The organism is Pseudomonas sp. R43(2017), assembly GCF_002112345.1.
Classification (GTDB): Bacteria; Pseudomonadota; Gammaproteobacteria; order Pseudomonadales; family Pseudomonadaceae; genus Aquipseudomonas; species Aquipseudomonas kribbensis.
In genome coordinates this window covers 156,734-182,961 of sequence record NZ_NEHJ01000008.1, presented here as the reverse complement: position 1 = coordinate 182,961, position 26,228 = coordinate 156,734, and the positions used below count along the sequence as shown (strand labels likewise).

General features: G+C 62.0%; 25 protein-coding genes and 4 pseudogenes. 14 read left to right on the top strand and 15 right to left on the bottom strand.

Annotation, left to right across the window (positions count from 1 at the left end; translation table 11 throughout):
- Nucleotides 1-323: 323 nt before the first annotated feature.
- Together CAG02_RS22370 and CAG02_RS22365 are read left to right on the top strand one after the other, a co-directional pair.
- Nucleotides 324-1,283: a nucleoside-specific channel-forming protein Tsx gene (locus tag CAG02_RS22370; protein WP_085712522.1), complete on the top strand. Its 960-nt coding sequence runs from the start codon at nt 324-326 to the stop codon at nt 1,281-1,283.
- A gap of 14 nt (nt 1,284-1,297) precedes the next feature.
- A complete protein-coding gene (locus tag CAG02_RS22365; protein WP_085712523.1) occupies nt 1,298-2,320 on the top strand; it encodes a purine nucleoside permease in 1,023 nt (340 codons plus the stop codon).
- A gap of 3 nt (nt 2,321-2,323) precedes the next feature.
- Here CAG02_RS22365 and CAG02_RS22360 read toward each other — a convergent pair whose 3' ends face one another.
- The 3 genes from CAG02_RS22360 to CAG02_RS22350 form a co-directional block, all read right to left on the bottom strand.
- Complete coding sequence (locus CAG02_RS22360; RefSeq protein ID WP_085712524.1) at nt 2,324-3,280, bottom strand: zinc-binding alcohol dehydrogenase family protein; 957 nt, start codon at nt 3,278-3,280, stop codon at nt 2,324-2,326.
- 30 nt (nt 3,281-3,310) lie between these two features.
- On the bottom strand, nt 3,311-3,484 hold the full coding sequence (locus CAG02_RS22355) for a DUF1427 family protein (RefSeq protein ID WP_085712525.1): 174 nt from the start codon (nt 3,482-3,484) through the stop codon (nt 3,311-3,313).
- An 89-nt stretch (nt 3,485-3,573) separates the two neighbouring features.
- Complete coding sequence (locus CAG02_RS22350) at nt 3,574-4,362, bottom strand: helix-turn-helix domain-containing protein (protein WP_085712526.1); 789 nt, start codon at nt 4,360-4,362, stop codon at nt 3,574-3,576.
- A gap of 137 nt (nt 4,363-4,499) precedes the next feature.
- Here CAG02_RS22350 and CAG02_RS22345 point away from each other — a divergent pair, with 137 nt between their 5' ends.
- A complete protein-coding gene (locus tag CAG02_RS22345; RefSeq protein ID WP_064597962.1) occupies nt 4,500-4,727 on the top strand; it encodes a DUF6555 family protein in 228 nt (75 codons plus the stop codon).
- 38 nt (nt 4,728-4,765) lie between these two features.
- Nucleotides 4,766-5,038, top strand: a complete 273-nt coding sequence (locus CAG02_RS22340; RefSeq protein ID WP_085712527.1) for a hypothetical protein — start codon at nt 4,766-4,768, stop codon at nt 5,036-5,038.
- A 23-nt stretch (nt 5,039-5,061) separates the two neighbouring features.
- Here CAG02_RS22340 and CAG02_RS22335 read toward each other — a convergent pair whose 3' ends face one another.
- The 3 genes from CAG02_RS22335 to CAG02_RS22325 all read right to left on the bottom strand — a co-directional run bounded on the left by CAG02_RS22335 (nt 5,062) and on the right by CAG02_RS22325 (nt 6,651).
- Complete coding sequence (locus tag CAG02_RS22335) at nt 5,062-5,229, bottom strand: metallothionein (RefSeq protein WP_085686659.1); 168 nt, start codon at nt 5,227-5,229, stop codon at nt 5,062-5,064.
- A 473-nt stretch (nt 5,230-5,702) separates the two neighbouring features.
- Entirely contained in the window at nt 5,703-6,158 is a 456-nt protein-coding gene (locus CAG02_RS22330) for a DMT family transporter (RefSeq protein ID WP_085712588.1), read from the bottom strand.
- 4 nt (nt 6,159-6,162) lie between these two features.
- A complete protein-coding gene (locus CAG02_RS22325; RefSeq protein ID WP_085712528.1) occupies nt 6,163-6,651 on the bottom strand; it encodes a DMT family transporter in 489 nt (162 codons plus the stop codon).
- Nucleotides 6,652-6,762: 111 nt separating this feature from the next.
- Here CAG02_RS22325 and CAG02_RS22320 point away from each other — a divergent pair, with 111 nt between their 5' ends.
- Nucleotides 6,763-7,698, top strand: a complete 936-nt coding sequence (locus CAG02_RS22320) for a LysR family transcriptional regulator (protein ID WP_085712529.1) — start codon at nt 6,763-6,765, stop codon at nt 7,696-7,698.
- 21 nt (nt 7,699-7,719) lie between these two features.
- Here CAG02_RS22320 and CAG02_RS30320 read toward each other — a convergent pair.
- The 3 genes and pseudogenes from CAG02_RS30320 to CAG02_RS22310 all read right to left on the bottom strand — a co-directional run.
- Nucleotides 7,720-8,313, bottom strand: a pseudogene (locus CAG02_RS30320) (methyl-accepting chemotaxis protein); the annotation flags it as partial.
- 312 nt (nt 8,314-8,625) lie between these two features.
- Nucleotides 8,626-9,402 (bottom strand): annotated as a pseudogene (locus CAG02_RS30315) (cache domain-containing protein); the annotation flags it as partial.
- 125 nt (nt 9,403-9,527) lie between these two features.
- Entirely contained in the window at nt 9,528-10,847 is a 1,320-nt protein-coding gene (locus CAG02_RS22310; RefSeq protein WP_085712531.1) for a Na+/H+ antiporter family protein, read from the bottom strand.
- Nucleotides 10,848-11,161: 314 nt separating this feature from the next.
- Here CAG02_RS22310 and CAG02_RS30310 point away from each other — a divergent pair.
- Both CAG02_RS30310 and CAG02_RS30305 read left to right on the top strand, forming a co-directional pair.
- Nucleotides 11,162-12,451: pseudogene (locus CAG02_RS30310) on the top strand (HAMP domain-containing protein); the annotation flags it as partial.
- Nucleotides 12,452-12,553: 102 nt separating this feature from the next.
- Entirely contained in the window at nt 12,554-13,309 is a 756-nt protein-coding gene (locus tag CAG02_RS30305; protein ID WP_371807414.1) for a methyl-accepting chemotaxis protein, read from the top strand.
- A 41-nt stretch (nt 13,310-13,350) separates the two neighbouring features.
- Here CAG02_RS30305 and CAG02_RS22300 read toward each other — a convergent pair whose 3' ends face one another.
- Genes CAG02_RS22300 through CAG02_RS22285 form a run of 4 tightly spaced genes read right to left on the bottom strand, consistent with a single transcriptional unit; the run spans nt 13,351 to nt 15,970 of the window.
- A complete protein-coding gene (locus tag CAG02_RS22300; RefSeq protein ID WP_085712533.1) occupies nt 13,351-14,664 on the bottom strand; it encodes a sensor histidine kinase in 1,314 nt (437 codons plus the stop codon).
- Nucleotides 14,661-15,329: a response regulator transcription factor gene (locus CAG02_RS22295; RefSeq protein WP_085712534.1), complete on the bottom strand. Its 669-nt coding sequence runs from the start codon at nt 15,327-15,329 to the stop codon at nt 14,661-14,663. The genes CAG02_RS22300 and CAG02_RS22295 overlap by 4 nt, the downstream gene beginning before the upstream one ends.
- A 3-nt stretch (nt 15,330-15,332) precedes the next feature.
- Nucleotides 15,333-15,659 carry a PepSY domain-containing protein gene (locus CAG02_RS22290; RefSeq protein WP_085712535.1) on the bottom strand — a complete coding sequence of 109 codons (327 nt, stop codon included), beginning with the start codon at nt 15,657-15,659 and terminating at the stop codon, nt 15,333-15,335.
- Entirely contained in the window at nt 15,659-15,970 is a 312-nt protein-coding gene (locus CAG02_RS22285) for a PepSY domain-containing protein (RefSeq protein WP_085712536.1), read from the bottom strand. The genes CAG02_RS22290 and CAG02_RS22285 overlap by 1 nt, the downstream gene beginning before the upstream one ends.
- A gap of 147 nt (nt 15,971-16,117) precedes the next feature.
- On the opposite strand from CAG02_RS22285, the gene CAG02_RS22280 reads away from it, so the two are divergent.
- The 6 genes and pseudogenes from CAG02_RS22280 (at nt 16,118) to CAG02_RS22255 (ending at nt 21,997) form a co-directional block, all read left to right on the top strand.
- Nucleotides 16,118-17,197 carry a hypothetical protein gene (locus CAG02_RS22280; protein ID WP_085712537.1) on the top strand — a complete coding sequence of 360 codons (1,080 nt, stop codon included), beginning with the start codon at nt 16,118-16,120 and terminating at the stop codon, nt 17,195-17,197.
- Nucleotides 17,198-17,283: 86 nt separating this feature from the next.
- The gene (gene queD / locus CAG02_RS22275; protein WP_007955941.1) at nt 17,284-17,640 is read left to right on the top strand and encodes a 6-carboxytetrahydropterin synthase QueD; all 357 of its coding nucleotides are present in this window, start codon (nt 17,284-17,286) and stop codon (nt 17,638-17,640) included.
- Nucleotides 17,641-17,725: 85 nt separating this feature from the next.
- On the top strand, nt 17,726-18,538 hold the full coding sequence (locus tag CAG02_RS22270) for an alpha/beta fold hydrolase (RefSeq protein ID WP_085712538.1): 813 nt from the start codon (nt 17,726-17,728) through the stop codon (nt 18,536-18,538).
- Between the two features lie 170 nt (nt 18,539-18,708).
- Nucleotides 18,709-19,976 (top strand): annotated as a pseudogene (gene codB, locus CAG02_RS22265) (cytosine permease).
- A 14-nt stretch (nt 19,977-19,990) separates the two neighbouring features.
- Complete coding sequence (codA, locus tag CAG02_RS22260) at nt 19,991-21,226, top strand: cytosine deaminase (protein WP_085712539.1); 1,236 nt, start codon at nt 19,991-19,993, stop codon at nt 21,224-21,226.
- A 114-nt stretch (nt 21,227-21,340) separates the two neighbouring features.
- On the top strand, nt 21,341-21,997 hold the full coding sequence (locus CAG02_RS22255; RefSeq protein WP_085712540.1) for a carboxymuconolactone decarboxylase family protein: 657 nt from the start codon (nt 21,341-21,343) through the stop codon (nt 21,995-21,997).
- A gap of 153 nt (nt 21,998-22,150) precedes the next feature.
- Here the strand turns inward: CAG02_RS22255 and CAG02_RS22250 are convergent, their stop codons facing one another.
- Nucleotides 22,151-23,143, bottom strand: coding sequence for a diaminopimelate epimerase (locus CAG02_RS22250; RefSeq protein ID WP_085712541.1), 993 nt, complete (start codon nt 23,141-23,143; stop codon nt 22,151-22,153).
- Nucleotides 23,144-23,412: 269 nt separating this feature from the next.
- On the opposite strand from CAG02_RS22250, the gene tssI reads away from it, so the two are divergent.
- Nucleotides 23,413-25,842, top strand: coding sequence for a type VI secretion system tip protein VgrG (tssI, locus tag CAG02_RS22245; RefSeq protein ID WP_085712542.1), 2,430 nt, complete (start codon nt 23,413-23,415; stop codon nt 25,840-25,842).
- Here tssI and CAG02_RS30145 read toward each other — a convergent pair.
- Complete coding sequence (locus tag CAG02_RS30145; RefSeq protein WP_305881757.1) at nt 25,731-26,219, bottom strand: hypothetical protein; 489 nt, start codon at nt 26,217-26,219, stop codon at nt 25,731-25,733. The two genes, tssI and CAG02_RS30145, sit on opposite strands and share 112 nt — an antisense overlap.
- Nucleotides 26,220-26,228 lie beyond the last annotated feature (9 nt).

Here is a 26,228-nt window from a genome sequence, read left to right as displayed (position 1 = left end):
ATCAGATAAACCGTCTATTCCAGACACACGCTAGTTGATGCCCTGCGATGGGGCATTGATTAAATAGTGTTAATACTTTTGTGCGATAAGGCGCTGCGGTGATACTTCCAGCCGTTCTGAACAGGGTTTTGAGGTGCTTGATACGAGCCAGGCCCGCACCTGACCGAGGTGCCAGATAAACCACCGAATTGATCGATTTTTCAGGGCATTGCGAAAATTGGTACGGCTTGTGCAAACGTTTGCGAGTCGCTGTTGACCGCATTTTCGTAACAAAACCGTACAGCCCCGAAAAACCGGGCCCTGATCCGCAAAAAGGACTTTGAATGCACGCTTCTTCCTGCCGCCGCCGTCGTGGTGCGCGACCGTTTGCTGTTTCCCTGCTACTGGCCGGCGTTACCGGATTTCTCAGCCACACTGCGCTGGCGCAACCTGCCTTGCCCGAGGAATCCGCCCAGGGCGAAGCCCTAAGCCCCGAAGCCAGCCCGCCGAAAAAAGGCGCGTACCTGTCGGACTGGTACAACCAGGACCTGATGCTGATCGGCAGCAAGGACATCAGCTTCGGCCCGCAACCGGCCGACGATATTTACCTGGAATACGAATACTTCGGGCGCAAAGGGCCGTTCGAGCTGTACGGCTACATCGACATTCCGAAGATCTTCAACATCGGCAACAGCCACGACAAAGGCGTGTGGGATCACGGCTCGCCGGTGTTCATGGAGCACGAACCGCGCATTTCCATCGACTATCTCGCCGGCCGCAGCCTGGCCATCGGGCCGTTCAAGGAATGGTACGTGGCGTTCGACTGGATCTACGACCACGGCAGCCGCAAGGAAAACCGCGCCAACACGCTGTACAGCGGTCTGGGGACCGACATCGACACCCACTCGCGGGTCAACCTGTCGGCCAACCTGTACGGGCGCTACCAGTGGGAAAACTACGGCGCCAGCAACGAATATTCGTGGGACGGCTACCGTGCGCAGCTGAAGTACATCGTGCCGATCGACAAATTCAGCAACGGTGCCTCGCTGACCTACATTGGTTTCACCAACTTCGACTTCGGCTCGGACCTGCACAAGGACAACCCGGCGCGCACCGCCAATGCCACGGTGGCGACCAACGTGTTGCTGTACTCCTTCACCCACCTGCGTTTCACCCTGGTCGGCCGTTACTTCCACAACGGCGGCAACTGGGAGGACGGCAGCGAGCTGAACTTCGGCGACGGCAACTTCCGCGCACGTTCCAACGGCTGGGGTTACTACGCCGGCATCGGTTATCAGTTCTGAATCCAGGAGCCATCATGAAAGCAATGACGCGTGTATCACTGGCCGTTGCGGCCCTGCTCTCCTCCACCGCCTGGGCGGCCGAGGCGCCGATTCAACCGAAAGTGGTGCTGATCACCATGTTCGCCCCGGAGGCGCAAAACTGGATCGAGCGCCTCGAACTCAAACAGGAAATCCGCGTGCCGGGCCTGTCGGCCGAGTACCCGACCATCCGCTGCAACACGCAGCAGGTGTGCCTGATGACCACCGGCATGGGCCAGACCAACGCCGCTGCCTCGACCCTGGCACTGGCGCTGTCACCGAAATTCGACCTGCGCAAAAGCTACTTCCTGATCGCCGGGATTGCCGGCATCAGCCCGAAACACGGAACCATCGGCACCGCTGCCTGGGCGCACTATCTGGTGGAGTTCGGCACCCAGTGGGAACTGGATTCACGCGATGCGCCGTCGAGCTGGCCGACCGGTTACCTCGGCATCAACACCAAAGGTCCGAACGAAAAACCGCCGCTGGACTACAAGACCGAGGTCTTCGAACTCAACCCGAAACTGCAGGCCAAGGCCTTCGCCCTGAGCCACAAGGTCGAACTGAGCGAGAGCAAGGAGTCGGCCGCGTGGCGCCAGAAATACCCGGCAGCACCGGCCAATCAGCCGCCGGTGGTCACCCGCTGCGACACGCTGGCGGGCAACACCTGGTTTTCCGGCACGCGTCTGAGCGAACGCGCCGAGGTCTGGACCAGATTGCTGACCGACAACAAGGGTGAATACTGCACCACCCAACAGGAAGACAACTCCACCTACGAGGCTTTGTTGCGCGCCAGCCGCGAAGGTCTGGTGGACGTGCAGCGCCTGGCCGTGGTGCGCGCCGGCTCCGACTTCGACCGCCCGGCGCCGGGCGGCAGCGAAGTGGACAACCTGCTCAAGTACGCCGATCAGGGCGGATTTGTCCCAGCACTGGAAAACCTCTACCGCACGGGGAACCCGCTGGTGCAGGACATCCTGAAGCACTGGTCGGCGTGGGAGCACGGCGTGCCGGACGCATAAGGATCAAGGCATCAGGATGACCTTGTCGCCGCTGCCCTGATTGACATCGGCATAGCGCGCCAGCCCTTCGGCCAACGGTGCTTCGACCAGTCCTTGCGGCAGTGGCAGCAGGTCTTCGTCGAAGAACCGGCCGAACTGCTCGAGCATCGCCGCACAGGCTTCAACGCCGTACAGCAACGAGTTGATGCCGACCACGGAGCCCCCCTTGCGATACAGGGCCAGCGCCGGCAGTTGTACATGACCGTCCACCGGCGCAGCGATGATCGCGATACGCCCGAACGGCGCCAATGCGGAAACCGAAGCCGGCAGCCAGAACCCGGTGGTGTCGAAGATCACGTCGGCGCCGCCGCGGTACACCGCATTGACCTGCGCGCCGAGCTCTTCAGGCTTGTCCAACTGGATCGTCTGATAACCCTGCGCCTGCAAATCCTCGACCTGCTCCGGCCGCCGCGCCGCCGCCAGCAACTGCGCGCCACGCACCTTGGCCAGCGCCAGTGCCGCCGTCGCCACCGCCCCGCCACCGATCACCAGCAAACGGGTTTCGGCATTCACCAGACTGCGCTCCAGCGCATCCCACGCCGTGGTATAAGGCACGCCGAGGCTGGCGGCCTGGGTGAAACTCAGGTGCGAAGGTTTGTGCGCCACGCCATTGGCCGGCAGTTTGACGAACTGCGCATGGGAGCCATCGGCGAAAAAACCCAGCTCACGCCCGGTGCCCCAGACTTCCTGACCGATCAACGCTTGCGGCCCTTCAACCACCACCCCGGCAAAGTCCCGACCGGGAATGCGCGGCAGCGTGGTGTACGGGAAACGCCCGAGCACGTTCTTCACATCACTGGGATTGAGGCCCGCAGCCTTGATCTGCACCAGTACCTCGTCGGCCCCCGGCACCGGCGTCGGCACCTCGACGAAGCGCAGGGAAGACAGGTCGCCGGTTTTATCGAATTGCAGTGCTTTCATGAGTTCATCCACCGAATGAAAAAAGGAAATTCAGGACAACCAGCCGCTGACCAGTTGCCGGCCCAGAGGCCACAACTGCTCGCCCGCCAGCATGCCCAACAGGCCGACCAGCGCGATGGCCGGTGGCGCCGGCGAACGGAAATCCAGCGCGCCATACAACAGGCCGACGCCCAGACCGATGCCCAGGGAAATCAGGTAGTTCATGGGATCACTCCGCCACATAAAGGGAATGGGCAAAGTCTAGGGAAGGCTGTGCGAAAGCACCGGCCAAGGACTTCTGAATTTCGGCCAAATCAGCCCGGAAGCTGACCGGCACCGAACTGCGAAGGCGCCACGCCCAGCTCACGACGGAACATATCGCTGAAACTGCTTGGCGAATAACCCAGCTCCCGGGCAATCGCGCTGACCGGCACGCCCTGGATCAACTCGGCCACTGCCGTCGCCAGTTGCACCTGCCGCCGCCACTCGGCGAAGCCCATGCCCAGACCTTCCTTGAACAACCGCGCCAACGTTCGCACGCTGGCCCCGGCGTTTTCGGCATGTTGCTCGAAAGGAATGTCCAGCGACGGCGCGGCCATCACCGCCTGACACAGACTCATCAGCCGCCGGTCGGCGTCGTCCGGCAGCGGGATCTTCAACTGTGAACGCCTTGCGCGTTTCAGCTCCAGCAGCGCCAGACCGACCAGCGCTTCGTAATATTCGGCATCGCCGCTGTCGCCCTGCGCCACCAGCCCGACGATCAGCTCGCGCAGCAAGCCGCCGACCTCGATCACCTGCACCGTCTGATCCAGCGTCGCCGCCAGCGCCGGGCGCAGGTAGATATTGCGCATCTGCAAATCCGACACCACGCGAATCCCGTGAGGCACCCCCGGCGGCAACCACACCGCCCGCTGCGGCGGAACCACCAGCGCCTCGTGCGGGGTTTCGACCCACATCACGCCGCTCATCGCATACAGCAACTGCCCCCAGACATGCTCGTGCGGTTCGATGAACAACCCACGCGGATAGGTGCGCGCCAGCGGCTGCACCGGCACATCGGTATCACTCAGATCGGGGGGCGCGGCGAGGGCCATGGCGAACATTCATCAGAGTTGGCGAAGGCGTCATGGTAACCAGTGCGCCCGGTCAATCGCCATTGATAGATACCGTCGGACAATCCGAGTGAATTTTCCCGGTGCGCAGCGATCCTTCTATTACCACAGGGAGGAAGAACGGCTTTATGAACAACGCAAAACTGTACGTCATCGATTACACCCTTCACGGCACGCCAAAGTCGTTCATTATCCGCTCGGACAAAATGGACAACACCGAGGCGTGGCACTGGGCAAGCTGCGACGCCGGGGTGGGTCGCATCCCGCGCTTCGGCCGGGAGAAAGTGCAAAAGACCAGCAAGCCGATGGCAGAAAAATTCGGCGTGGAAAACGTCACGTGGCGACCGGCAAGCTAAACTTGCGCGCAGGCGGGGAGTATTTCGGGGGAACACACATGACGACCATCAGCAGCCCGGCGCATCTGGACTACAGCCTGGACACTGCCTCCGGCCGAGTCACCCGAAGCATCGACTGCCCGGTTGGCCTGGAACCCGTCGAAAACGATCCCTACTGCTTCGCCCTGCGCGTCCCGGCCCCACAACCGGAAGACCTTGAACAGGCCATAACCGTCGACGTCCGGGTCGAAGGCCGACGCCTGCAAGGCACCGTCCGCCACACCGAACGCCTGGACGACGACAGCCTGAAACTGCAAGTGGAGCCTGACTAGGCTCCACTTTTTCATGCAGCCCGTTATTTCGGGTGCGCGCAATGGCAACCCTTGCCGGAACACTCTTCACCGCCCTTATGGTGATGAGCGCAGGCTTCACAGCAATAGTGCTTGCCGTGCGCCACATAGGAATGCTCGCCTTCCTTGATCTTGCAGCTACATCCCGGGCAATCGCATTTTCTGTCGGCCATGGAACAGACTCCTTTGGTGTTGGTTGTCTGAGGCTGAAGGAACAAGCCGTGCTACCAGTGTAGAAGGTGAAAACCACCAGACAACCCAACAACCAAACCACCCACTCCTCCACCACTCACCACTCACCACGATGAGCGTTAGCTCGAGTACCGCTTTTGCCGTGCCGGCCCCTTCGGCAGGCTGAGTGAAGGGATTCATCCGGGGGTAGGCGCGAAGCGCCGTTCGACGAAGTCGAACACATCGAGAGGAGGTGCAGCGAAGCAAACCGGAGGCGATGCCCCCGGATGAATCCCGTAACGAAGGAACCCCGAGCCCCAGCGAGGGGCCGAACGCAGGGGCCCAGACCTTTGGTTCCTTTGGGGCGTTTGCCAAAGGGACTCGCCGTAAGGGCGAAACCGCCAGTGCCAGCACCCGAAGAAACGGATATGTACCCAATAACCCGGGAACCTGGTCGGCCCAAAGGCCGCCACGTTCAAACAGCCTGCCGAACACTACTGCGATACATGAATACCAGCGCCAGCCCCAAACAAATCATCGCCAATACCCGCGCCCCCGACAGCTCAATCGCCGGATTCCCCAACCACCCAAAATTATCGATCAGCATCCCCATTCCAAGCTGCCCGACAATCACCGCCACCGTGGCCACGGCCGTACCAACGCGCGGCACCGCACCGACCATGACCATCATATAAACCACACCGAACAAAGCACCGCTGAGCTGCCATTTCGGCACGTCCAGCAGGCTGACGGCATGAGCAGGCTCGAAAAACAGGATCAGGAGAGCCGTACTCACCGCGCCGACCACAAACGTCAGAAGGCTGCTGCGCAACACCCCAACAGTCTCCCCCAACCGCCCATTGATCGCCGCCTGCACACTCAACACCGCACCGGCCAACACCACCACCGCCAGCAAAATTACCAGACTCATCTCATCAACCCCGCGCAATCAAAATCAGTGCCGCCACAATCAACCCGAGCGCCAACCACCGCTCGCCGTTGACCTTCTTGCGCGTAGCGCCAAACCAGCCGAAATGGTCAATCAGCACACTCTTGCCCACCTGCCCCGACAGAATCGCGATCATCGTCATCGCAATCCCGATATGCGGCGTCGCCAGCGTCAGCACCACCACGTACATCGGCCCCAGAAACCCGCCGATCAACTGCCAGCGTGGCAAGTCCGTCAACGCCGGGCCTTTCTGAGGCCCTGCAAACAGCAACAGCAAAAACAGAATCGCCGACCCAACCCCGAAGATGCTCAAGGTCGCCCACAAATGCCCGACCTGCTCACCCAGTGGCCCGAGCAACCCGGCCTCCACCGACAAACCCATGCCGGCCAGAATCACCAGCGGTAACAGCAACAATCGCAAACCCGGCCGCGCGACCGGCGCCGGCGCGGTACTCACCTCATCAAACGACTGCATCAACAAAACCTCTGAAGGAAACGATGGCGCGGATTATCGGCTGGCGCAGCTGTGCGATAAATGGGAGCATCCTGACAACACTTTTGCGCAACTCGCATAGCAGGATCAACGATGCACGGGCTCAACGAACTGGGATTCAAGGCGCTAAGGCTGTTTGTGGCGGTGCTCGACCATGGCAGTTTTTCCGAAGTGGCCCGCCGCGAAGGTGTGGCGCCCTCCTCGATTTCCCGGCAAATCCAGTTGATGGAACAGGCGCTGAACCAGCAACTGCTCTATCGCCACACCCGCGCGGTCACGCCGACCGAAGCCGGGCGCATGCTCGGCCACCACGCGCGGCTGGTGCTGGTGCAGCTGGAAGAAGCCGAACAGGCGTTGCAGGAACAGCAAAGCGAACCCACCGGGCTGGTGCGGATCAACGCCCCGGTGGTGTTCGGCCAGCGCCATCTGACGCCATGGCTGGGCCGCTTGTGCGAGCGCTATCCGAAGCTTCAGCTGGACATCCAGCAGACCGACCACTACATCGACCCGCTGCAGGAAGGCGCCGACCTGCTGTTCCGCATCGGCCCGCTGCACGATTCGAGCATGCAGGCACGGATACTGGCGCCGCACCGCTTTCAAGTCGCGGCCAGCCCGGTCTATCTCAAACGTTTCGGCACGCCGCAGCATCCTGAAGACCTGGCCCGCCATCAGTGCCTGGCCTACAAAGGTGCGACCGGACAGCAACGCTGGTTCTTCCGTCAGGATCAGGGCGAGTGGACGCCGTACTCGGTCAAAGGCCCGATTACCGGCAATCATGCAGACACCCTGACCCAGGCCGCTGAGCAGGGGCTGGGGCTGGTGATGTTTCCGTCATGGCTGATTGGCGAGGCAGTGCGTGAGGGCACGCTGGTGCCGGTGTTGGGGGATTATCAGGTGTCGAACAGTGTGGAGCCGCAGCAGATTGCGGTGCTGTGGCCGGGGAGTCGGCGGTTGTCGGTGAAGGTGCGGACGGTGATTGATTTCTTTATCGAGTGTTTTGGGGAGGTGCCGTATTGGGACAGACCCTGACGGCCTGCCCCGGCAACGCCATCAGATACGGAACTGCCCGACCAGCTTGCCCAACCGCTGCCCCAAATCCGCCAGACTCCGCGAAGTCTGCGCCCCCAACTGTGTCTCATCCGCCACGTTATCCACCGCCACCGCAATCTGATGCACGCTACGGTTGATCTCTTCGGCCACGGCGGTCTGCTCTTCAGCGGCACTGGCAATCTGCGCGTTCATCGAGTTAATCGTCGCAATCAAATCCGCCATGGCATCCAGCGATGCCCCCGCCTGATTGGCCTGAGCCGACGTGCCGTCACCCGCCTCGCTGGACCGGCGCATCGCTTCGACCGCCGACTGCGTACCGGCCTGCAAGCGATCAATCATCCCCTGAATTTCCTGCGTGCTGATCTGCGTGCGCGAAGCCAGCGCCCGCACCTCGTCCGCCACCACCGCAAACCCGCGCCCGGCCTCACCGGCCCGGGCCGCTTCGATGGCGGCGTTGAGTGCCAGCAGGTTGGTCTGCTCGGCAATCGAGCGAATCACTCCGAGTACGCCGACAATCGACGATACGTCCTGCTGCAGACTATCTAGAGACACGCCGCTGCTGCGGATGTCGTCCACCAGCGCATGAATCTGCTTGATGCTGCCGGCCACCACGCGTTTGGCAGTCTGGCCTTCTTCGTCGGTCTGCTGCGCCGCAACGGCGGCGTTCTGTGCGCTCTTGGCGACTTCTTGCGCGGCGGCGGACATTTCGTTGATCGCCGTGGCCACCTGATCGGTCTCGTGGCGTTGACGCTCCATGGCCTGATCCGAACGCTGGGCCTGATCCGAGACTTGCGTCACCAGCCCGGTCAGTTGTGTGGTCATCTCGGTGATCTGCCGCACCAGGCCGTGGATCTTGTCGACGAAGCGGTTGAACGAGCCGGCCAGTTCGCCGAGTTCGTCCTGACTGGTGATGGTCAGACGGCGGGTCAGGTCGCCCTCGCCTGCCGCGATGTCGTCAAGGTTGGCTTTCATCAGGTTCAGCGGCCGCAGAATGGTGTTGGCCAGCACCAGCCCCGCCACCGCGATCACCAGCAACACGACCACCGCCACGCCGACGATGCTCAGCACCACGCCTTCCATGCGCTCCTGAACCTGGGCCTGGACCAGCGCCACTTGCGCCTCGATGCCGTCGAGGTTGACCGACGTACCGACCGCCATGTCCCACTTCGCCAGGTATTCGGTGTAGCCGAGTTTCGGCACCAGTACCTGCGCATTGCCCGGCAGCGGCGAGCTGTATTGCAGGTAATGAGTGCCGTCCTTCGCCACTTTCACCAGGTCGCGGTTGACGTAGACGCCGTTCGGGTCGCGGTTGTCCTTGAAGCTTTTGCCCACGCCTTCGGGATCGGTGGACTTGAACAGGCGCACGGTCTCGGAATCGTAGCCGAAGAAGTAGCCGTCCTTGCCGTACTTGATGCCCGAGAGCAGCTTGATCACCTGCGCCCGTGCCTCGTTGTCACCGGGGGCGGCAGCGTCGTAAAGCGGTTTGATGGTGGTCATGGCCACCGCGACATAACTGGCCAGAGTGGCCTTGGCATCGCCCAGCAGGCGTTCGCGGGTCTGTTCGACTTCCTTGTGCGCCTGTTCCTGGAGAATGAACAGCGTGGTCAGGCTGATCACCAGTGCAAAGAGCAAGACCGGAAGGACGGCAAGGGACAGGACTTTAGCCTTGAGACTCAGGCGCATGGGGGCTCACTCTTTTGGTTTTATTGGCGTGGTTAAAGGCGTTAACGGCACGCGAAAGCAAAAGTTGAGCTGAGGTCTAACCAGATCGTTACCACGTTCTGAGCAGTAACGATCCGGTTGGGGTGTTACAAGACCATTGCGGCCATCCAGCCGGCCGCCAGCAACGGCAGGTTGTAGTGCAGGAAGGTCGGCACCACGGTGTCCCAGATGTGGTGATGCTGGCCGTCGATGTTCAGGCCGGAGGTCGGGCCGAGGGTCGAGTCCGAGGCCGGCGAGCCGGTGTCGCCCAGGGCCCCGGCTGTGCCGACGATGCAGACGATCGCCATCGGGCTGAAACCCAGTTGCACGCACAGCGGGACGAAAATCGCCGCCAGGATCGGCACCGTGGAGAAGGACGAACCGATGCCGATGGTCACCATCAGCCCCACCAGCAACATCAGCAGCGCGCCAATGGCCTTGCTGTGATCGATCTGCGCCGCCGCGCTTTCGACCAGCGTGCGCACCTCACCGGTGGCCTTCAATACTTCGGCAAAACCCGAAGCGGCGATCATGATGAAGCCGATCATCGCCATCATTTTCATGCCTTCGGTGAACAGGCCGTCAGTCTCGCGCCACTTGACGATGCCCGACGCCGAGAAAATCAGGAACCCGGCCAGCGCCCCGATAATCATCGAGTCCAGCAGCAGTTGGATAATGAAGGCTGCAGCGATCGCCAGACCGGCAATCCCGATGGTCATCGGGTTGTAGGCGACGCTGACCTGTTCGACCTGTTCGATCTTCTCCAGATCGTAGACACGCTTCTTGCGGTAGCTGAAGAACACCGCCATCAACAGACCAAACACCATGCCTGCGGCCGGAATGGCCATCGCATGCATGACGTTGACCTGGCTTATATCGACGCCGGCCTTGCTGACGTTGGCCAGCAGAATCTGGTTGAGGAAGATGTTGCCGAAACCCACAGGAAACACCATGTACGGCGTGATCAGGCCGAAGGTCATGACGCAGGCGATCAACCGGCGATCCAGTTGCAGCTTGGTCAATACATATAGAAGCGGCGGCACCAGCAATGGAATGAACGCAATGTGGATCGGCAGGATGTTCTGCGAAGCGATCGCCACCACCCACAGCAGGCCGATCAACAGCCATTTGACGCTGCCGCCACCGGATGCGTGCTGGCGATCGACCATCGCCAGGGCCTTGTCGGCCAGCGCATGGGCCAGGCCGGACTTGGCAATCGCCACGGCGAAAGCGCCGAGCAACGCGTAGGACAGCGCCACCGTCGCCCCGCCACCCAGGCCACTGTTGAAGGCCTTGAGCGTGGCGTCGATGCCCAGGCCGCCGGTCAGGCCACCGACCAGCGCACCGACGATCAACGCGATCACCACATGCACCCGGGACAGGCTGAGGATCAGCATGACGCCGACCGCAGCAATCACTGCATTCATTTCACTACCTCAAAAACACGACGGTAAAGCCATTCACCGCCAGACAGGATGAGTCCGGCCGGCAAGCCACGAGGGTCGCCAGCGGATTTGCATAGAGGGTCTTATTAGAAGGGCGCGCACTGTGCCGCAGAGCGCGCGCAGTGTCAAAGCGACCGGTCGCGTCACTGTGTAACTTTCCATGATCAAACCGGCGACAACGGCATATCCGCCACAAAGTGCGTCAATTCGCCATATTGCGTTTGCGCCATAAAGAAAGTCGAAACGCGGCCGTTACAGTGCAAAGTCTCAGATATTTATCGAATAAGGACGTCTCCATGTCGCTCAGACAACTTTCCATCCAATGGAAAATCACCCTGCTCGCCGGCCTCTGCCTGGCCGGTATCGTGACCCTGTTGGTGGGTCTTTCGCTGTATCGCATGGAGCACAGTTCCGAACTGGTCAAAGCCTCCAGCATGGAGATGCTCACCGAATCGGCCCAGGCGCGCATCGAATCCCAGGGCGAAGTTCAAGCCGCGGGCATTCGTCAGCAGTTTATGGACGCCTATCAATATGGCCACGGATTCTCGCGTCAGGTGCTGTTCCTGCGCGAACAGGCCGAGAAGCGTTTTCTCGATGCCTTCGACCTGCGCGAAGACATGACCCGTCAGGTGAAATCCGCACTGCAAGCCAACCCGGAGCTGCTCGGCCTGTCGCTGGTGTTCGAAGCCAATGCACTGGACGGCAAGGACGAGCTGTTCGCCGGGCAAAGTGAATTAGGCAGCAACGACAAGGGCCGCTTCGCCCTGTACTGGTCGCAGCCGACGCCGGGCAAAGTGACCTCGATGGCACTGCCGGAAAGCGACATGGCCGACACCAGCACCGGCCCCAGCGGCCAGGCCGCCAACGCCTGGTTCACCTGCCCGCGCACCACGCTCAAGCCGTGCGTGATCGAACCGTACTTCTATGTGATCGACGGGCAAAAGGTGCTGATGACCAGCATCGTGTTCCCGCTGATGGTCAACGGCAAAGTCATCGCCTCGCTGTCGGTGGACATCAACCTCAACAGCCTGCAGGCGATCAGCCAGGGCGCGAGCAAAAAGCTCTATGACGGCCAGACCGCCGTGAGCATCATCAGCCCCGCCGGCCTGCTCGCCGGTTACAGCCCGGACGCCAACAAACTCAGCCAGCGTCTTGATGTCGTGGACACCACCAGCGGCGCCGAACTGCTGCGCTTGCTGGCTTCGAGCAAAACCGTCAGCAGCCTGCACAGCAACGCGCAGCTGAAAGTGCTGTCGCCGTTCCAGCCGATTCCAGGTGGTCCGTCGTGGGGCGTGCTGCTCGATGTGCCGGAGAAAGTGCTGGTGAGTCGCGCCGAAGCGCTCAAGCAACAACTGGATGCCAGCAACACCTCGGGCACCCTGATCGAACTGAGCCTTGGCGTGCTTGCAGCACTGCTCGGCCTGCTGCTGGTGTGGCTGATGGCACGCAGCGTGACCAAGCCGATTCTCGGCGTGGCGCACATGCTGGAAGACATCGCCAGCGGCGAAGGCGACCTGACCCGTCGTCTGGCCTACGACAAGAAAGACGAACTCGGTCAGTTGGCCGGTTGGTTCAACCGCTTCCTCGACAAGCTGCAACCGATCATCGCCGAGGTGAAACGCTCGGTGCAGGATGCGCGTAACACCGCGGACCAGTCTTCAGCCATTGCGACCCAGACCAGCGCCGGTATGGAGCAGCAATACCGTCAGGTCGATCAAGTGGCCACCGCGTCCCACGAAATGAGCGCCACCGCCCAGGATGTGGCCCGCAGCGCCGCGCAAGCCGCCGAAGCGGCCAAGGATGCCGACCGCGCCACGCGTCAGGGCCTGACCGTGATCGACCGCACCACCGCCAGCATCGACACCCTGGCCGCCGACATGAGTGCGGCGATGGTCCAGGTCGAAGGCCTGGCCGCCAACAGCGAGAAGATCGGCACGGTGCTGGAGACCATCCGCGCCATCGCTGAGCAGACCAACCTGCTGGCTCTCAACGCCGCCATCGAAGCCGCCCGTGCCGGTGAAGCCGGACGTGGCTTTGCGGTGGTCGCCGACGAAGTGCGCAACCTCGCCCGCCGCACCCAGGAATCGGTGGAAGAAACCCGCCAGGTGATCGAGCAACTGCAAAATGGCACACAGGATGTGGTCGGTTCGATGGGCAACAGCCATCGTCAGGCCCAGGGCAGTGTCGAACAGGTCGGCCAGGCCGTAACCGCACTGCGCCAGATCGGCGATGCGGTGACCGTGATCAGCGACATGAACCTGCAAATCGCCAGCGCCGCTGAAGAACAGAGCGCGGTGGCCGAAGAGATCAACAACAACGTGGCGACGATTCGTGACGTGACGGAGTCGCTGTCGGGGCAGGCGAATGAATCGGCGCGGGTGAGTCAGTCGCTCAATAGCCTGGCGAATCAGCAGCAGAGTTTGATGGATCAGTTTCGGGTCTGACGCTCAAACCCGCTCACCACAGATTCCTGTGGGGGGCGGGTTCACCGCCGAGGCAACTGAATCTCCACCTTCAACCCACCCCACTCACTCTCTCCCAACACCAGAACCCCACCCCACGTCTCAACGATATCCCGCACAATTCCCAGCCCCAACCCATGCCCATGGGTCTGCTCATCCAGCCGCGTGCCCCGGCTGAACACCTGAGCCCGCTGCGCCTCGGGAATCCCCGGCCCATCGTCTTCCACGCTCAGCACAAAACCTTCAGCCGTCTCGACCACGCTCAGCCGCACCTCGGCATCCGCCCACTTGCAGGCGTTGTCCAGCAGGTTGCCGAGCAGTTCCAGCAGGTCTTCACGATCCCACGGCAATTGCAGCCCGGTCGGCGCGACGTAGCTCAACGAAAGGTGTTCGCCGTGGATCATGTTCAATGTCGCCAGCAACCCCGGCAGCTCCGCATCGCAATCAAACAGTGCCCCCGGCAGTGCATCACCGGACAGCCGCGCACGGTTGAGCTCGCGGTTCAGCCGTTGCTGCACCTGTTCCAGTTGTTCCTTGAGGATCTTGCGCAACTCGGGATGGGGATCGAGTTTTTCGTTCGAGGCCAGGCTCAGCAGCACCGCCAGCGGGGTTTTCAGCGCGTGCCCCAGATTGCCCAGGGCATTGCGCGAACGCTTGAGGCTGTCTTCGGTGTGGGCCAGCAAATGGTTGATCTGCGCCACCAGCGGTTCCAGTTCTGCCGGCACTTGCTCATCGAGTTGTGAGCGCTGGCCTTGCTGCAACTGGGCGATCTGTTCGCGAGCCTTTTCCAGTGGTCGCAAGGCGCGGTGCACGGTCAGCCGCTGCAGAATCAGGATCAGCAGCAACCCGGCCAGTCCAAGGCCCAGCCCGATCTGGCGCATGCGCTGGAAGCTCTCGCGCACCGGGGTGTAATCCTGGGCAACGCTGATGGAGATCGACAGGCCGAGCCGTCGATAGTCGGAGCGCAGGACCAACAATTGCTGTCCGTCCGGGCCCAGTTGCAGGTTGCTGTGCAGACCGGGCTCCGGCAGCAGCGGCAGGTCCTGATCCCACAAGGAGCGTGAACGCCAGTGACTGTCGGCAAAGTCGATGCGGAAATAATGGCCGGAAAACGGTCGCTGATAAGCCGGCGACAGGTGTCGCTCGTCCAGTTGCAAGCCTTGCGGGCCACGGACCAGCGCCACCAGCAGGCTCTCGCTGTCGTTGCGCAGACCGGCTTCGAGGTAACGCTGCAAACCGACTTCGAACAGCCACAAACTGGTTTGCGCCAGCACCACGCCGACAACCACCATCACGCTGATCAGGCCGAGACTCAAGCGGCGCTGGATCGATCTCACGAAGCCTGTCCGCCGAACAGATAACCCTGGCCGCGCCGGGTTTCGATCACGCTTTTGCCAAGTTTGCGCCGCAGGTGATTGACGTGGACTTCCAGCACGTTGGAGTCGCGCTCGGTTTCACCGTCGTAGAGGTGTTCGGCGAGGTGGCTTTTGGAAAGAATCTGCTCCGGGTGCAGCATGAAGTAACGCAGCAGGCGGAACTCGGCGGCGGTCAGTTGTATGTCGGCGCCGTCACGCACGACACACTGTCGGCCCTCATCCAGATGCAACCCCGCAGCCTTGAGCGTCGGCTGGTTGGCCTGCCCCTTGGAGCGGCGCAGCAGCGACTGGATGCGCAAATACAGTTCTTCCGGGTGAAAGGGTTTGGTCAGGTAATCGTCGGCACCGGCCTTCAGGCCTTCGATGCGCTCGGCCCAGGAATCCCGGGCCGTGAGGATCAGCACCGGCGTCGCCAGCCCGCCGGCACGCCATTGCGCCAGCACTTCAAGGCCCGGCACGCCCGGCAGGCCGAGGTCAAGCACGATCAGATCATAGGGTTCGCTGCGGCCCTGATAGACCGCATCGCGACCGTCCGCCAGCCAGTCCACGGCATAACCCTGGCGTTGCAGGCCGGCGATCAGCTCATCGGCCAGAGGGACGTGGTCTTCCACCAGAAGCAAACGCATCGATCAATCTTCCTTGTCTTTCAGCAAACGGCCGGTGGCGGCTTCGAAATGCAGCTCGCGGGCCTCGCCTTCGGCGGTCAGGAGCTCGATTTCATAGATATAGACATCGTGTTTCTCTTCCAGCTCGGCTTCCAGCAATTTGGCACCGGGATAGCGTTCCATCGCGTTATGCAGCACCTGCTCCAGCGGCAGAATCACGCCTTGCTGACGCAGGCGCAGGGCTTCGTCCTGATTCAGGTCACGAGCAAGCGTCACCGAGCAGAACGTAACAAGCGCCAGGGCCAGAAGTCCCGTGGCGCGCGTCGATGAATACGGCAAAAACAGTTTCATTAAGTGTCCTGATGATCCCTGCGCAGCAGCCCGTCGCTCGCGTCCAGTTCCATTTCCCATTCCACGCCTTGCGAATCTTTCAGCTCGATCTGGTACAGATAAATGCCGTAACGCTTTTCCAGTTCGATATCGATGACGGTCGAATCCGGATGGCGAGTCATGACCGTGGCCTTGACCGTTTCAATCGGCACAATGGTACCAGCGTCGATCAGTTTTCGGGCTTCATCCGCCAGCAGATCGCGGGTATGGGCGAGGTTCGAGGTCAGACCGTAGAGGAGCAGCGCGATGAACAGGGGCGCGAGAATTTTCATGGGTTTTCCTGATTTCCGGTGTTTCTTCCTGAGCGCCACCTTAGTGATTCGAACTTAACTGAAGCTGAATGGCCATCACCGGGCCAGTTTCAGCAAGGCCGGCAACATGTGCTTATAATCTTTCGCTTGCTAACGATCGAGACCGGTATGACAGCCATCCACATCAAGTTCCCTGCCCTCACCCTCAAGGCCGGCCCGCGCGCCATGGCACGCATCCGCGCCCAGGGCCTGAACGCTGCCGACGTCGGTACTCTGCCCGGCGCAGCCGGCGGACCGAAGGCGCTGGGGATTCAGGGGCTGGATCTGGCGCTGTTCGGCGAGTGGCTGCCGGCGGCACCGCGTGACCGGTCGCTGATCGGTGCGTCGGTCGGCTCCTGGCGCTTCGCCAGCGCCTGTCTGCCGGACGCCGCCGAAGGCATTCGCCGCCTCGGTCATCTGTACACCGAGCAGAACTTCAACAAGGGCGTGACCATCAGCGACGTCAGCCGCAGTTCGCAGCGCATGCTCGACGATCTGCTCGACGGCCGCGATGCGCTACTGCTCGACAATGCCCATTACCGCTTGAACATCATGGTGGTCAAAAGCCACGGCGGGCTGGCGAACGACCATCGTGGCCGGCTCGGGCTGGCGCTGGGTTCGGTGATCGCCGACAACTTGCGGGGCCGGGCGCGGTTGTCGCGGCACTTCGAACGGCTGATCATCCACGACCCGCGCCTGGCGCCGCCGGTGCATGCACTGAACGATTTCCCGTCGCGTTTCGTCGCCCTCAATGCCGGCAACCTGCGTCAGGCGCTGCTGGCCTCGGGGTCGATCCCGATGGTCATGGAAGGCGTGCGCGACCTGCCGGGTGCCGGCGCCGGCACCTTTCGTGACGGTGGCCTGCTGGACTATCACCTCGACCTGCCCTACAGCGGCGACGGCATCGTGCTCTATCCGCACTTCACCGACCGGGTGATCCCGGGCTGGTTCGACAAGACCCTGCCGTGGCGCAAGGCCTCAACCGAGCGCCTGCAGGACGTGCTGTTGCTGGCGCCGTCCAAGGAATACCTGGCGCGCCTGCCCTACGGCAAACTCCCTGACCGTAACGACTTCAAGCGCTTCATGGGCGATGCACCGAGCCGGCAGAAATACTGGCGCGCGGCGATGGACGAAAGTCGCCGGCTGGGCGATGAATTCCTTGAACTGACTGCCAATGGTCGCCTCGCCGAGCGCTTGCTGACCCTTTAGTCAGCACAGCCGGGAACAAGCTGATAAACTCGCCGCCTGCCCGAATTCGCTGCGGCGAACGCCATCTGAACAGAGCTGAAATCACTGTGGAAATCTTCAAGGAATTTACGTTCGAATCCGCCCACCGCCTGCCCCACGTACCGGACGGCCACAAGTGCGGACGCCTGCACGGTCACTCGTTCAAAGTGGCGATTCACCTGAGCGGCGACCTCGATCCGCACACCGGCTGGATCCGTGATTTCTCCGAGATCAAGGCGATTTTCAAGCCGCTGTACGAGCGTCTGGATCACAACTACCTGAACGACATTCCGGGCCTCGAGAACCCGACCAGCGAAGTGCTGGCCAAGTTCATCTGGAATGAATTGAAGCCCCTGCTGCCGGAACTCAGTGCGATCCGCATCCACGAAACCTGCACCAGCGGTTGCATCTATCGCGGCGAGTAAATCTCGCGACACAAAAAAACCACCGAGACCGGTGGTTTTTTTACGCCTATGCTTTTTGGCTCGAACCCGCCAAGAGGACAGGCCCATGACGGACTGGCTGCTGGATCAGGTCTTTGATTTCAACGGACGGCAGATTCGCCACGGAGTGCGTGGCGACGGCCCGCCGCTGGTGTTCGTGCACGGCACGCCCTTCTCTTCCTGTGTGTGGCAGCGCATCGCGCCGCATTTTTTTGCCACGCATCGGGTGCATTACTTCGACTTGCTGGGCTACGGGCGCTCCGAGCAACCGGACGCCGACGTCTCCCTCGGCGTGCAGAACGAATTGCTCGCGCAGTTGCTGGATCACTGGGGCCTGCAACGCCCGGACGTGGTCGCCCACGACTTCGGCGGCGCCACCGCCCTGCGCGCGCATCTGCTCAACGGCAAGGATTACCGCACCCTGACCCTGATTGACCCGGTGGCGCTGACGCCCTGGGGCTCGCCGTTCGTGCAGCACGTGCGCCAGCATGAAGCGGCGTTCAGCGGCCTGCCGGATTACATCCAGCGCGCCATCGTCCCGACCTACATTCGCGGGGCCATTCACCGGGATATTCCCGATGATGAACTGGCGCCCTACGTGCAGCCGTGGCTGGGTGATCCGGGGCAAGCGGCGTTCTACCGGCAGATCGCGCAGATGGATCAGCGCTACACGCAGGAAGTACAACCGCTGTACCCGACGATCCGCTGCCCGGTGCAGATTCTCTGGGGCGAAGAGGATCAGTGGATTCCCATCGAACGCGGACGCGAGCTGCACAACATGATCCCCGGATCGCAGTTTCATCCGATCCCGAATGCCGGGCATCTGGTGCAGGAAGATGCGCCGGAAGCCATTGTCGCCGCGCTGCTGCGTTTTCTCTGAGCCGAAAAATAACCGGCCTGATGGCTCCCACATTGTGCTTCAGCGGAGGCAGGCGCACCGCTTTCGCGCCAAATCCGCTCCCTCGTCTATACATAATCTCGCCAATCGGTAACTGGCACGACCGCTGCAACCTCTTCGCGTCCTCCCCTTTCCAGCAAGGAACGCCCGCCATGACGCAGAACGATCCCGGCAACGACTACCCCCTGAGCGAAGTCCCCATGCACGCAAAGGCCTGGCCTCGACGGCCATGGTGCTGCTGGGCTTCACCTTCTTCACCGCGACCATGTTTGCCGGCGGCAAGCTCGGCGTGGCGTTCGGCTTTGGCGAGATGATGGCGGTGATCATCATCGGCAATCTGCTGCTGGGCCTGTACGCCGCAGCGCTGGGTTACATCGCCTTCAAGAGCGGCCTGAATTCGGTGCTGATGGGGCGTTTCTGTTTTGGCGAGGTCGGCAGCAAGCTCAGCGACCTGATCCTGGGTTTCACCCAGATCGGCTGGTACGCCTGGGGTACGGCGACGGCAGCGGTGGTGCTCGGCAAAAATTTCGCCCTGGACGACGGCACGGTGCTCGGGTTGATGGTGCTGTTCGGCCTGGTGTTCTGCGCCACGGCGTACGTCGGGTATCGCGGGCTGGAGATTCTGTCGTACATCGCGGTGCCGGCCATGATGTTGCTGCTGATGCTGTCGATGTGGGTGGCCACGGTGAAGGTCGGCGGCCTTGATGGTTTGCTGGCCGTGGTGCCGACCGGTTCGCTGGACTGGTCCACCGCCATCACGCTAGTGTTCGGCACCTTCGTCAGCGGCGCGACCCAGGCCACCAACTGGACGCGTTTCTCACGCTCGGCGCGGGTCGCGGTGCTGGCCAGCCTGATCGGCTTTTTCATCGGCAACGGTCTGATGGTGCTGATCGGTGCCTATGGCGCGATCGTCTATCAGCAGCCCGACGTGGTTGAGGTGTTGCTGCTGCAAGGTTTCGCCATGGCGGCGATGGCGATGCTGTTGCTGAACATCTGGAGCACCCAGGACAACACCATCTACAACTTCGCCGTCGCCGGTTGCAACCTGCTGCGCACCGGTCGGCGCAAGACCGTCACCCTGGCCGGTGCGGTGATCGGTACGCTGCTCGCGCTGTTGGGCATGTATGACATGCTGGTGCCTTATCTGATCCTGCTCGGCACCGTGATTCCACCGATTGGCGGCGTGATCATGGCGGACTTTTTCTTCCGCTGGCGCGGTCACTATCCGCGTCTGGCCGACGCACGGCTGCCGGCCTTCAACTGGCCGGGGCTCGGGGCCTACGCCGTTGGCACCCTCGCGGCGTTTCACTCGCCGTGGATCGCGCCGCTGGTGGGGATCGCCGCTGCCGCGCTAACGTATGTCATCGTCACCGGCCTGCTGGGCGCCCGCCGCGCCAGCGCGCCACTACAAGACCTATAAGAAGGATTTGCCTGATGCACATCATCAACGCCCGCCTGCGCAACCAGGAAGGTCTGCACGAATTGCACCTGGAGGACGGCCTGATCCGCAGCATCGCGCGCCAGACCGAAGCGCCGACCCTGGGCCCCGACGACCTCGACGCCGGCGGCAATCTGGTGGTGCCGCCCTTCGTCGAGCCGCACATTCACCTCGACGCCACCCTGACCGCCGGCGAGCCGCGCTGGAACATGAGCGGCACGTTGTTCGAAGGCATCGAATGCTGGGGCGAGCGCAAGGTCACCATCACCCAGGAAGACACCAAAACCCGGGCGAAAAAGACCATTCAGACACTGGCCGCCCACGGCATCCAGCACGTGCGCACCCACGTCGACGTCACCGACCCGCAACTCACCGCGCTCAAGGCGATGCTCGAAGTGCGCGAGGAAAGCCGGCACCTGATCGACCTGCAGATCGTCGCGTTCCCTCAGGAAGGCATCGAGTCGTTCCGCAATGGTCGCGAACTGATGGAAGAAGCGATCCGCATGGGCGCGGACGTGGTCGGCGGGATTCCGCATTTCGAATACACCCGCGACCAGGGCGTCAGCTCGGTGAAGTTTTTGATGGACCTGGCCGAACGCACCGGCTGCCTGGTGGACGTGCACTGCGACGAAACCGACGACCCGCATTCGCGCTTCCTTGAAGTGCTGGCCGAAGAGGCCCGCAGCCGCGACATGGGCGCACGCGTGACGGCCAGCCACACCACCGCGATGGGCTCCTACGACAACGCCTACTGCGCCAAACTGTTCCGCCTGCTCGGGCACTCGGGGATCAGTTTCGTCTCCTGCCCGACCGAAAGCATTCACCTGCAGGGCCGCTTCGACAACTTCCCGAAACGCCGTGGCGTGACCCGCGTCAACGAGCTGCTCGAAGCCGGGATGAACGTTTGTTTCGGTCAGGACTCGATCGTCGACCCGTGGTATCCGCTGGGCAACGGCAACATCCTGCGCGTGCTCGAAGCCGGGCTGCACATCTGCCACATGCTCGGTTACCGCAATCTGCAAAGCGCACTGGACCTGGTCACCGACAACAGCGCCAAAGCCATGCACCTCGGCGAGCGTTATGGCCTGGAACAGGGTCGCCCGGCGAATCTGTTGATCCTGTCGGCGGACAGCGATTACGAAGTCATCCGCAGCCAGGGCCTGCCGCTGTATTCGATCCGTGGCGGCAAGGTGTTGATGAAGCGGCAGATGCCGGTGGTGGAGTTCGTCTAAGGTGTAGAGGTCGGCGTCGCAACGGCGCCGACCTTTCCCGATGGACGCCCTGTCATGCCGTAGTTCGCGCGTAGTTGCTCCGCTGCCATCCTCATTGCTGCATGAGGACGCGACATGAACCCCAAAACTGCTTCCGATCCCATGGCCACGCTGTATCGCGAAGGCCGTCATACGTTCATCGATCTGGTGCCCGATGGCGGCGCCCGGCTCGATGCCTTGTTTCATACCGCTCCCGCGTTGGGCGAACTGGCCGTTGGCGTGGTGTACGGGCATTTGCATTCGCGCCCCGGTCTCGACCCGCGATTGCGCGAGGCCGTGTCATTTGCCTCCGTTGTGGCATCGGGCATGGTGGGGCCACCGCTGAGCGTGCACCTCAAGACCGGGCTCGCATCGGGCCTGGCGCCCGGCGAAATGACCGAGGTGCTGCTGCAAGCCTCAGCCTTTGCCGGTTTTCCGCGAGCTGTCAGTGCGGCGGAGCAGCTCAATCATTTATTTGCAGAAGCAGGCCTGGCCTCACCGCCACCGCCCACGCCAAGAGAAATCTCTCTGAAATTCTGCACAGCGGTTCGTGAGGGCCACCCACCGATCCCGGTCAGTGCGGCGGTGAAACGGCAACTGCGCGACGCTGACCGGCTGGCGATACAGGCCTGTGCGGCGCAAGCGGTCATCGTCGAATGTTTCAAGGATGCTCAAACCACTCCGCAGGCACTGCTGCATCTGACGGTGGACACCGCTGGCGTGATTGCAGTGAAACTGTTCAAGGCTTACTGATTCAAGGGATCTGAAGGTTATGGGTCGGGGCGGCCTTATCGCAAAACGATAGAGCCGCCCTGTCAGATCTGACAGGCGACAACCGCAGCGAACCGGCTCACAGTGAAGTCCAAGGGATCCATCGTTCCCGGGGGGACGATCATGAAAGGGACTTCACCTTTTTGTCTGATGCGCGGTGCCGAACAGACGCACGCCAGTCAGTTCACCGCCCTGTTCCTCCAGTAATACCGGCGCTGTCCCGCCCGGCATGACCACCTGCACCTCTCCCGCCGACACCCAGCCCGCCCGCCACGCCGCACACGCCACCGCGCTGGCACTGGTGCCGGAAGACGCCGTCGGGCCTTCGCCCCGTTCGAATACTCGCGCGGCGATGCGTTGATCGCCTGCGTGCATCGCCCATTGCAGATTGACCCCGGCCGGGCACGGCTGGCCGGCGCCGACGGGCATGGCGAAGGCGATGGCGGTCAGGCTGTCGGCCAGCGGCAACTCAAGCATCTGCGCGTTGCCCGGCAGTGCGGCTTCATCCTGCACCAGCGTCACACAATGGGGATTGCCGATGCGCACGAACTGGCTGTGTTCCCAGGCAGGATCGAGTTGCGCCAATGGCCTCACGCGGCTGACTTCCACGTTGTTGAACTGCACGGGTTCAACGCCGACTGCACCGACGGCTGCCGGACCGAAACCGGGTTGCCCGAGATCCAGCCAGAAGCCTTGCACGCCGGCCACCTCGGCCGGTTTGACCGAGGTCGGTACGGGCGACGGCGCATCCTGTTTGTCGTGATGCACCCGCAACGTCACGCCCACTTCCGGCATCAGCTTCTGTTCGAGCAGCGCCTGAGAGAAAATCGTCAGGCCGTTGCCACTGCGCTCGGCCAGTGTGCCATCGGTATTTACGATCAGCAGATCGAAGGGTGGCGAGAACTGGAACGGGCCGATCAACAAGCCATCGCTGCGATGATGTCTGGCACCGGCAGGACGAATCGCGTCAGGCCATTGGCAGAATGTCTCAATGGCCTGCTCGCTCCATGCGGTTCTGAGTAAAGCGGCATCTTCAGCGCTGGCCGGCAGGTTGATGCCCGCCTCACGCACCTGTCGGGGTGAAACCACGCCATAGATATTGCCCCGTGCATCGTAGAACCTGGCCATGCGTCTTCCTGCTCTCACGTTCCTGTCAGCGCTCCACTCTACTGCCTGACGGGATCGACAACCACGCTTAAGCATCAGCAAAAGCGATATCACTTTGCCAAGAAATATTTCGTAGCAACTTCAAAAAAGCCTTCTAAACCGGTGCTTTCATGGCATGTGCGCAACTTTTTGCGCAACTTTTAGCCTTTATGATCCGACTCGGTTCTGGATCAGGTCTTCGCCGACGGTAGAACTTTCAGGAGATTCGGTTTCATTTCAAGGAGCGCCAAATGTTCAATCCGGCTAACGAAACGCACTTCAGCCTGACCGTTGACGGCTCTCAAGGCGGGCAGGTGGGCGACCTGCAAGTCCTGTCGTTCACCGGCACCGAAGGCATCAGCCAGCCGTTCCGTTTCGACCTGGAACTGGTCAGCGAAAACCCGGATCTGGACCTGGAAAAGCTCCTGCACAAACAGGCCTTCCTCGCCCTCGACCCACAGGGCTCGGGCATCCACGGCCAGATCTACCGCGTCGCCCAGGGCGATGCCGGCAAGCGCCTGACCCGCTACAAGGTCTCGCTGGTGCCGCAACTGCAATACCTGCATCACCGCACCAACCAGCGCATCTACCAACAGATGTCGGCGCCGAAAATCATCGCGCTGATCCTCGACGAACACGGCATCAAGGGCAACGCCTACAGCTTCCAACTGAGCCAGCCGTGCCCGGATCGCGACTACTGCGTGCAGTACGACGAAACCGACCTGCACTTCGTCCAGCGCCTGTGCGAAGAGGAAGGCATTCACTACCACTTCCAGCACAGCAAGAAGGGCCATCTGCTGGTGTTCGGCGATGACCAGACCGTGTTCCCGAACCTCGGCCAACCGACCGCCTATGTGCAGGGCAGCGGCATGGTCGCTGAAGAGCCGGTGATCAAAGGCTTCCGGCTGCGCCTGGAAACCCGCACCAGCCGCACCACCCGCCGCGACTACGACTTCGAAAAACCGCGCCTGCAAATGGAAGCGGCTTACAAACCCGATGGCGAGAGCACCGAACCGGATCTGGAAGACTACGACTACCCCGGCCGCTTCATCGACCGCGCGCGCGGCAAGTTCCTCAGCCAGCGCGCCCTCGAACGTCACCGCGCCGACTACCGCCAGGCCGAGGGTCGCGGCGACCAGACCAGACTCGTCAGCGGCCACTTCATGGAAATGTCCGACCACCCGCGCAGCGAGTGGAACGATCTGTGGCTGCTCACCGAAATCTTCCACGAAGGCAAACAGCCGCAAGTCCTCGAAGAGTCGGTGACCAGCGACACCACCGACAACAAGGACGACTTCCACCAGGGCTACCGCAACCGCTTCCTGGCCACCCCATGGGACGTGTTCTACCGCCCGGCGCTGGAGCACCCGAAACCCCGCGTGCTCGGCAGCCAGACCGCCATGGTCACCGGCCCCAAAGGCGAAGAAATCCACTGCGACCAGTACGGCCGCATCAAGGTGCAATTCCACTGGGACCGCGAAGGCCAGGCCGACGACAAAACCAGCTGCTGGCTGCGCGTTTCCAGTTCCTGGGCCGGCGACCGCTACGGCGCCATCTCCATCCCGCGCATCGGCATGGAAGTCCTCGTCACCTTCCTCGAAGGCGACCCCGACCAGCCACTGGTCACCGGCTGCCTGTACCACAAGGAAAACCCGGTGCCCTACGCCCTCCCGGCGAACAAAACCCGCACCGTTTTCAAAACCCTCAGCTCCCCGGGCGGCGGTGGCTACAACGAACTGCGCATCGAAGACAAAAAAGGCGCCGAACAAATCTTCATCCACGCCCAGCGGGACTGGGATGAAAACGTCGAGCACGACCAGAAAATCCGCGTCGGCAATGAACGCCACGACACCGTGGTGAAAAACACCTACACCGAGCTGAAGGCTGAAGAACATCGCACCACGATTTCTGATCGCAAGGTGGAAGTGAAGGCGAATGACCACCTGACCGTGAACCAGGATCAGCACATCAAGCTCGGTACGGCTCAACTGACCAGCGTAGGCAAGGAAATCCACCTCAAGGCCGGGGACAAAATGGTCATCGAGGCCGGCAGCGAACTGACCATCCAGGCCGGTGGCAGCTTCATCAAACTCGATGGCGGCGGCATCACCGTGGTCGGGCCGGTGGTGAAGATCAACGCCGGTGGTTCGGCGGGAACGGGTTCCGGGATTGCGATCCTGATGCCGCTGTTGCCGATTCCTGCGCCGTCGGCCAAGGCCGGCAATCTCATGGTGCCCGCACAACCCGGTGTAATGCCGACCAAGCCCGAGCCACGGGAATACTTTTTCGACATTACCCTGACCGACGTGCCCGGTGATGAAGGTTTCCCGTTGGCCCACACGCTCTGGCAGATCGTCCAGGACGGCGTGGATGAACCGTTGCTCGAAGGTCAGACCGACGACAACGGACGCGTCAATATCGACGAACCGCAACGCCTGAAACTCTCCAGAGCCTATGCCGAAGCCGGCCCGTTGTGGCTGTGCTATCCGGGGCAACGCGTTCCCGTGGCACTGCATGACGAGCCGGCAGACGCCGACAAGGAACGCTTCGCCCTCGCCGCCCTCGACTTTCATGACAGCACACGCCACCGAACCATCAACAGCGCCAGCAACGAACGCAGCAAGCAGGACTTGCTCACCGACGGTGACTTGTACAGCCGACTGCACAGCACGGACGAATGACCATGACGGATTCCGCTACCCCCTACAACGGCGTTCGCCACAAGGAAGTCAGCCAGATCAACACGGCCGCCGGCAAAGCGCTGGCCGCCGTCAATGCGCCAGACTTTTTCATTCAGGACAAGTCTGCCTTCGCGCCCAAGCGCAGTGGCAACCAGGTGCGTTTTTTCACCACTGGCGAGGATTACTACAAGGATCTGGCCAAGGAAATCGCCAAGGCCGAAACCTCGATTTTCATTACCGGCTGGCAGGTCAACTACGACGTCACCCTGGACGGCAAGCAGACCTTGTGGGAATGCCTGAGCAACGCCCTGAAAAAGCCCGGCCTGAAAATCTACGTCATGCCGTGGCTGAGCCCGGCAGCGAGCGTCGGCACTCATGACTTCGAA

What these genes read in the sequence shown, in the direction of transcription:
- CAG02_RS22310 (WP_085712531.1), bottom strand. Translation starts at nt 10,847, where the DNA reads ATGAATGCAGTGATTGCTGCGGTCGGCGTCATGCTGATCCTCAGCCTG.
- CAG02_RS22365 (WP_085712523.1), top strand. Translation starts at nt 1,298, where the DNA reads ATGAAAGCAATGACGCGTGTATCACTGGCCGTTGCGGCCCTGCTCTCC.
- CAG02_RS22325 (WP_085712528.1), bottom strand. Translation starts at nt 6,651, where the DNA reads ATGCAGTCGTTTGATGAGGTGAGTACCGCGCCGGCGCCGGTCGCGCGG.
- CAG02_RS22290 (WP_085712535.1), bottom strand. Translation starts at nt 15,659, where the DNA reads ATGAAACTGTTTTTGCCGTATTCATCGACGCGCGCCACGGGACTTCTG.
- CAG02_RS22285 (WP_085712536.1), bottom strand. Translation starts at nt 15,970, where the DNA reads ATGAAAATTCTCGCGCCCCTGTTCATCGCGCTGCTCCTCTACGGTCTG.
- CAG02_RS22270 (WP_085712538.1), top strand. Translation starts at nt 17,726, where the DNA reads ATGACGGACTGGCTGCTGGATCAGGTCTTTGATTTCAACGGACGGCAG.
- CAG02_RS22335 (WP_085686659.1), bottom strand. Translation starts at nt 5,229, where the DNA reads ATGGCCGACAGAAAATGCGATTGCCCGGGATGTAGCTGCAAGATCAAG.
- tssI (WP_085712542.1), top strand. Translation starts at nt 23,413, where the DNA reads ATGTTCAATCCGGCTAACGAAACGCACTTCAGCCTGACCGTTGACGGC.
- CAG02_RS22255 (WP_085712540.1), top strand. Translation starts at nt 21,341, where the DNA reads ATGAACCCCAAAACTGCTTCCGATCCCATGGCCACGCTGTATCGCGAA.
- CAG02_RS22320 (WP_085712529.1), top strand. Translation starts at nt 6,763, where the DNA reads ATGCACGGGCTCAACGAACTGGGATTCAAGGCGCTAAGGCTGTTTGTG.
- CAG02_RS22250 (WP_085712541.1), bottom strand. Translation starts at nt 23,143, where the DNA reads ATGGCCAGGTTCTACGATGCACGGGGCAATATCTATGGCGTGGTTTCA.
- CAG02_RS22355 (WP_085712525.1), bottom strand. Translation starts at nt 3,484, where the DNA reads ATGAACTACCTGATTTCCCTGGGCATCGGTCTGGGCGTCGGCCTGTTG.
- CAG02_RS22345 (WP_064597962.1), top strand. Translation starts at nt 4,500, where the DNA reads ATGAACAACGCAAAACTGTACGTCATCGATTACACCCTTCACGGCACG.
- CAG02_RS22370 (WP_085712522.1), top strand. Translation starts at nt 324, where the DNA reads ATGCACGCTTCTTCCTGCCGCCGCCGTCGTGGTGCGCGACCGTTTGCT.
- CAG02_RS22340 (WP_085712527.1), top strand. Translation starts at nt 4,766, where the DNA reads ATGACGACCATCAGCAGCCCGGCGCATCTGGACTACAGCCTGGACACT.
- CAG02_RS22330 (WP_085712588.1), bottom strand. Translation starts at nt 6,158, where the DNA reads ATGAGTCTGGTAATTTTGCTGGCGGTGGTGGTGTTGGCCGGTGCGGTG.
- CAG02_RS30305 (WP_371807414.1), top strand. Translation starts at nt 12,554, where the DNA reads ATGGAGCAGCAATACCGTCAGGTCGATCAAGTGGCCACCGCGTCCCAC.
- CAG02_RS22350 (WP_085712526.1), bottom strand. Translation starts at nt 4,362, where the DNA reads ATGTTCGCCATGGCCCTCGCCGCGCCCCCCGATCTGAGTGATACCGAT.
- CAG02_RS22360 (WP_085712524.1), bottom strand. Translation starts at nt 3,280, where the DNA reads ATGAAAGCACTGCAATTCGATAAAACCGGCGACCTGTCTTCCCTGCGC.
- CAG02_RS22295 (WP_085712534.1), bottom strand. Translation starts at nt 15,329, where the DNA reads ATGCGTTTGCTTCTGGTGGAAGACCACGTCCCTCTGGCCGATGAGCTG.
- CAG02_RS22280 (WP_085712537.1), top strand. Translation starts at nt 16,118, where the DNA reads ATGACAGCCATCCACATCAAGTTCCCTGCCCTCACCCTCAAGGCCGGC.
- codA (WP_085712539.1), top strand. Translation starts at nt 19,991, where the DNA reads ATGCACATCATCAACGCCCGCCTGCGCAACCAGGAAGGTCTGCACGAA.
- CAG02_RS30145 (WP_305881757.1), bottom strand. Translation starts at nt 26,219, where the DNA reads ATGAGTGCCGACGCTCGCTGCCGGGCTCAGCCACGGCATGACGTAGAT.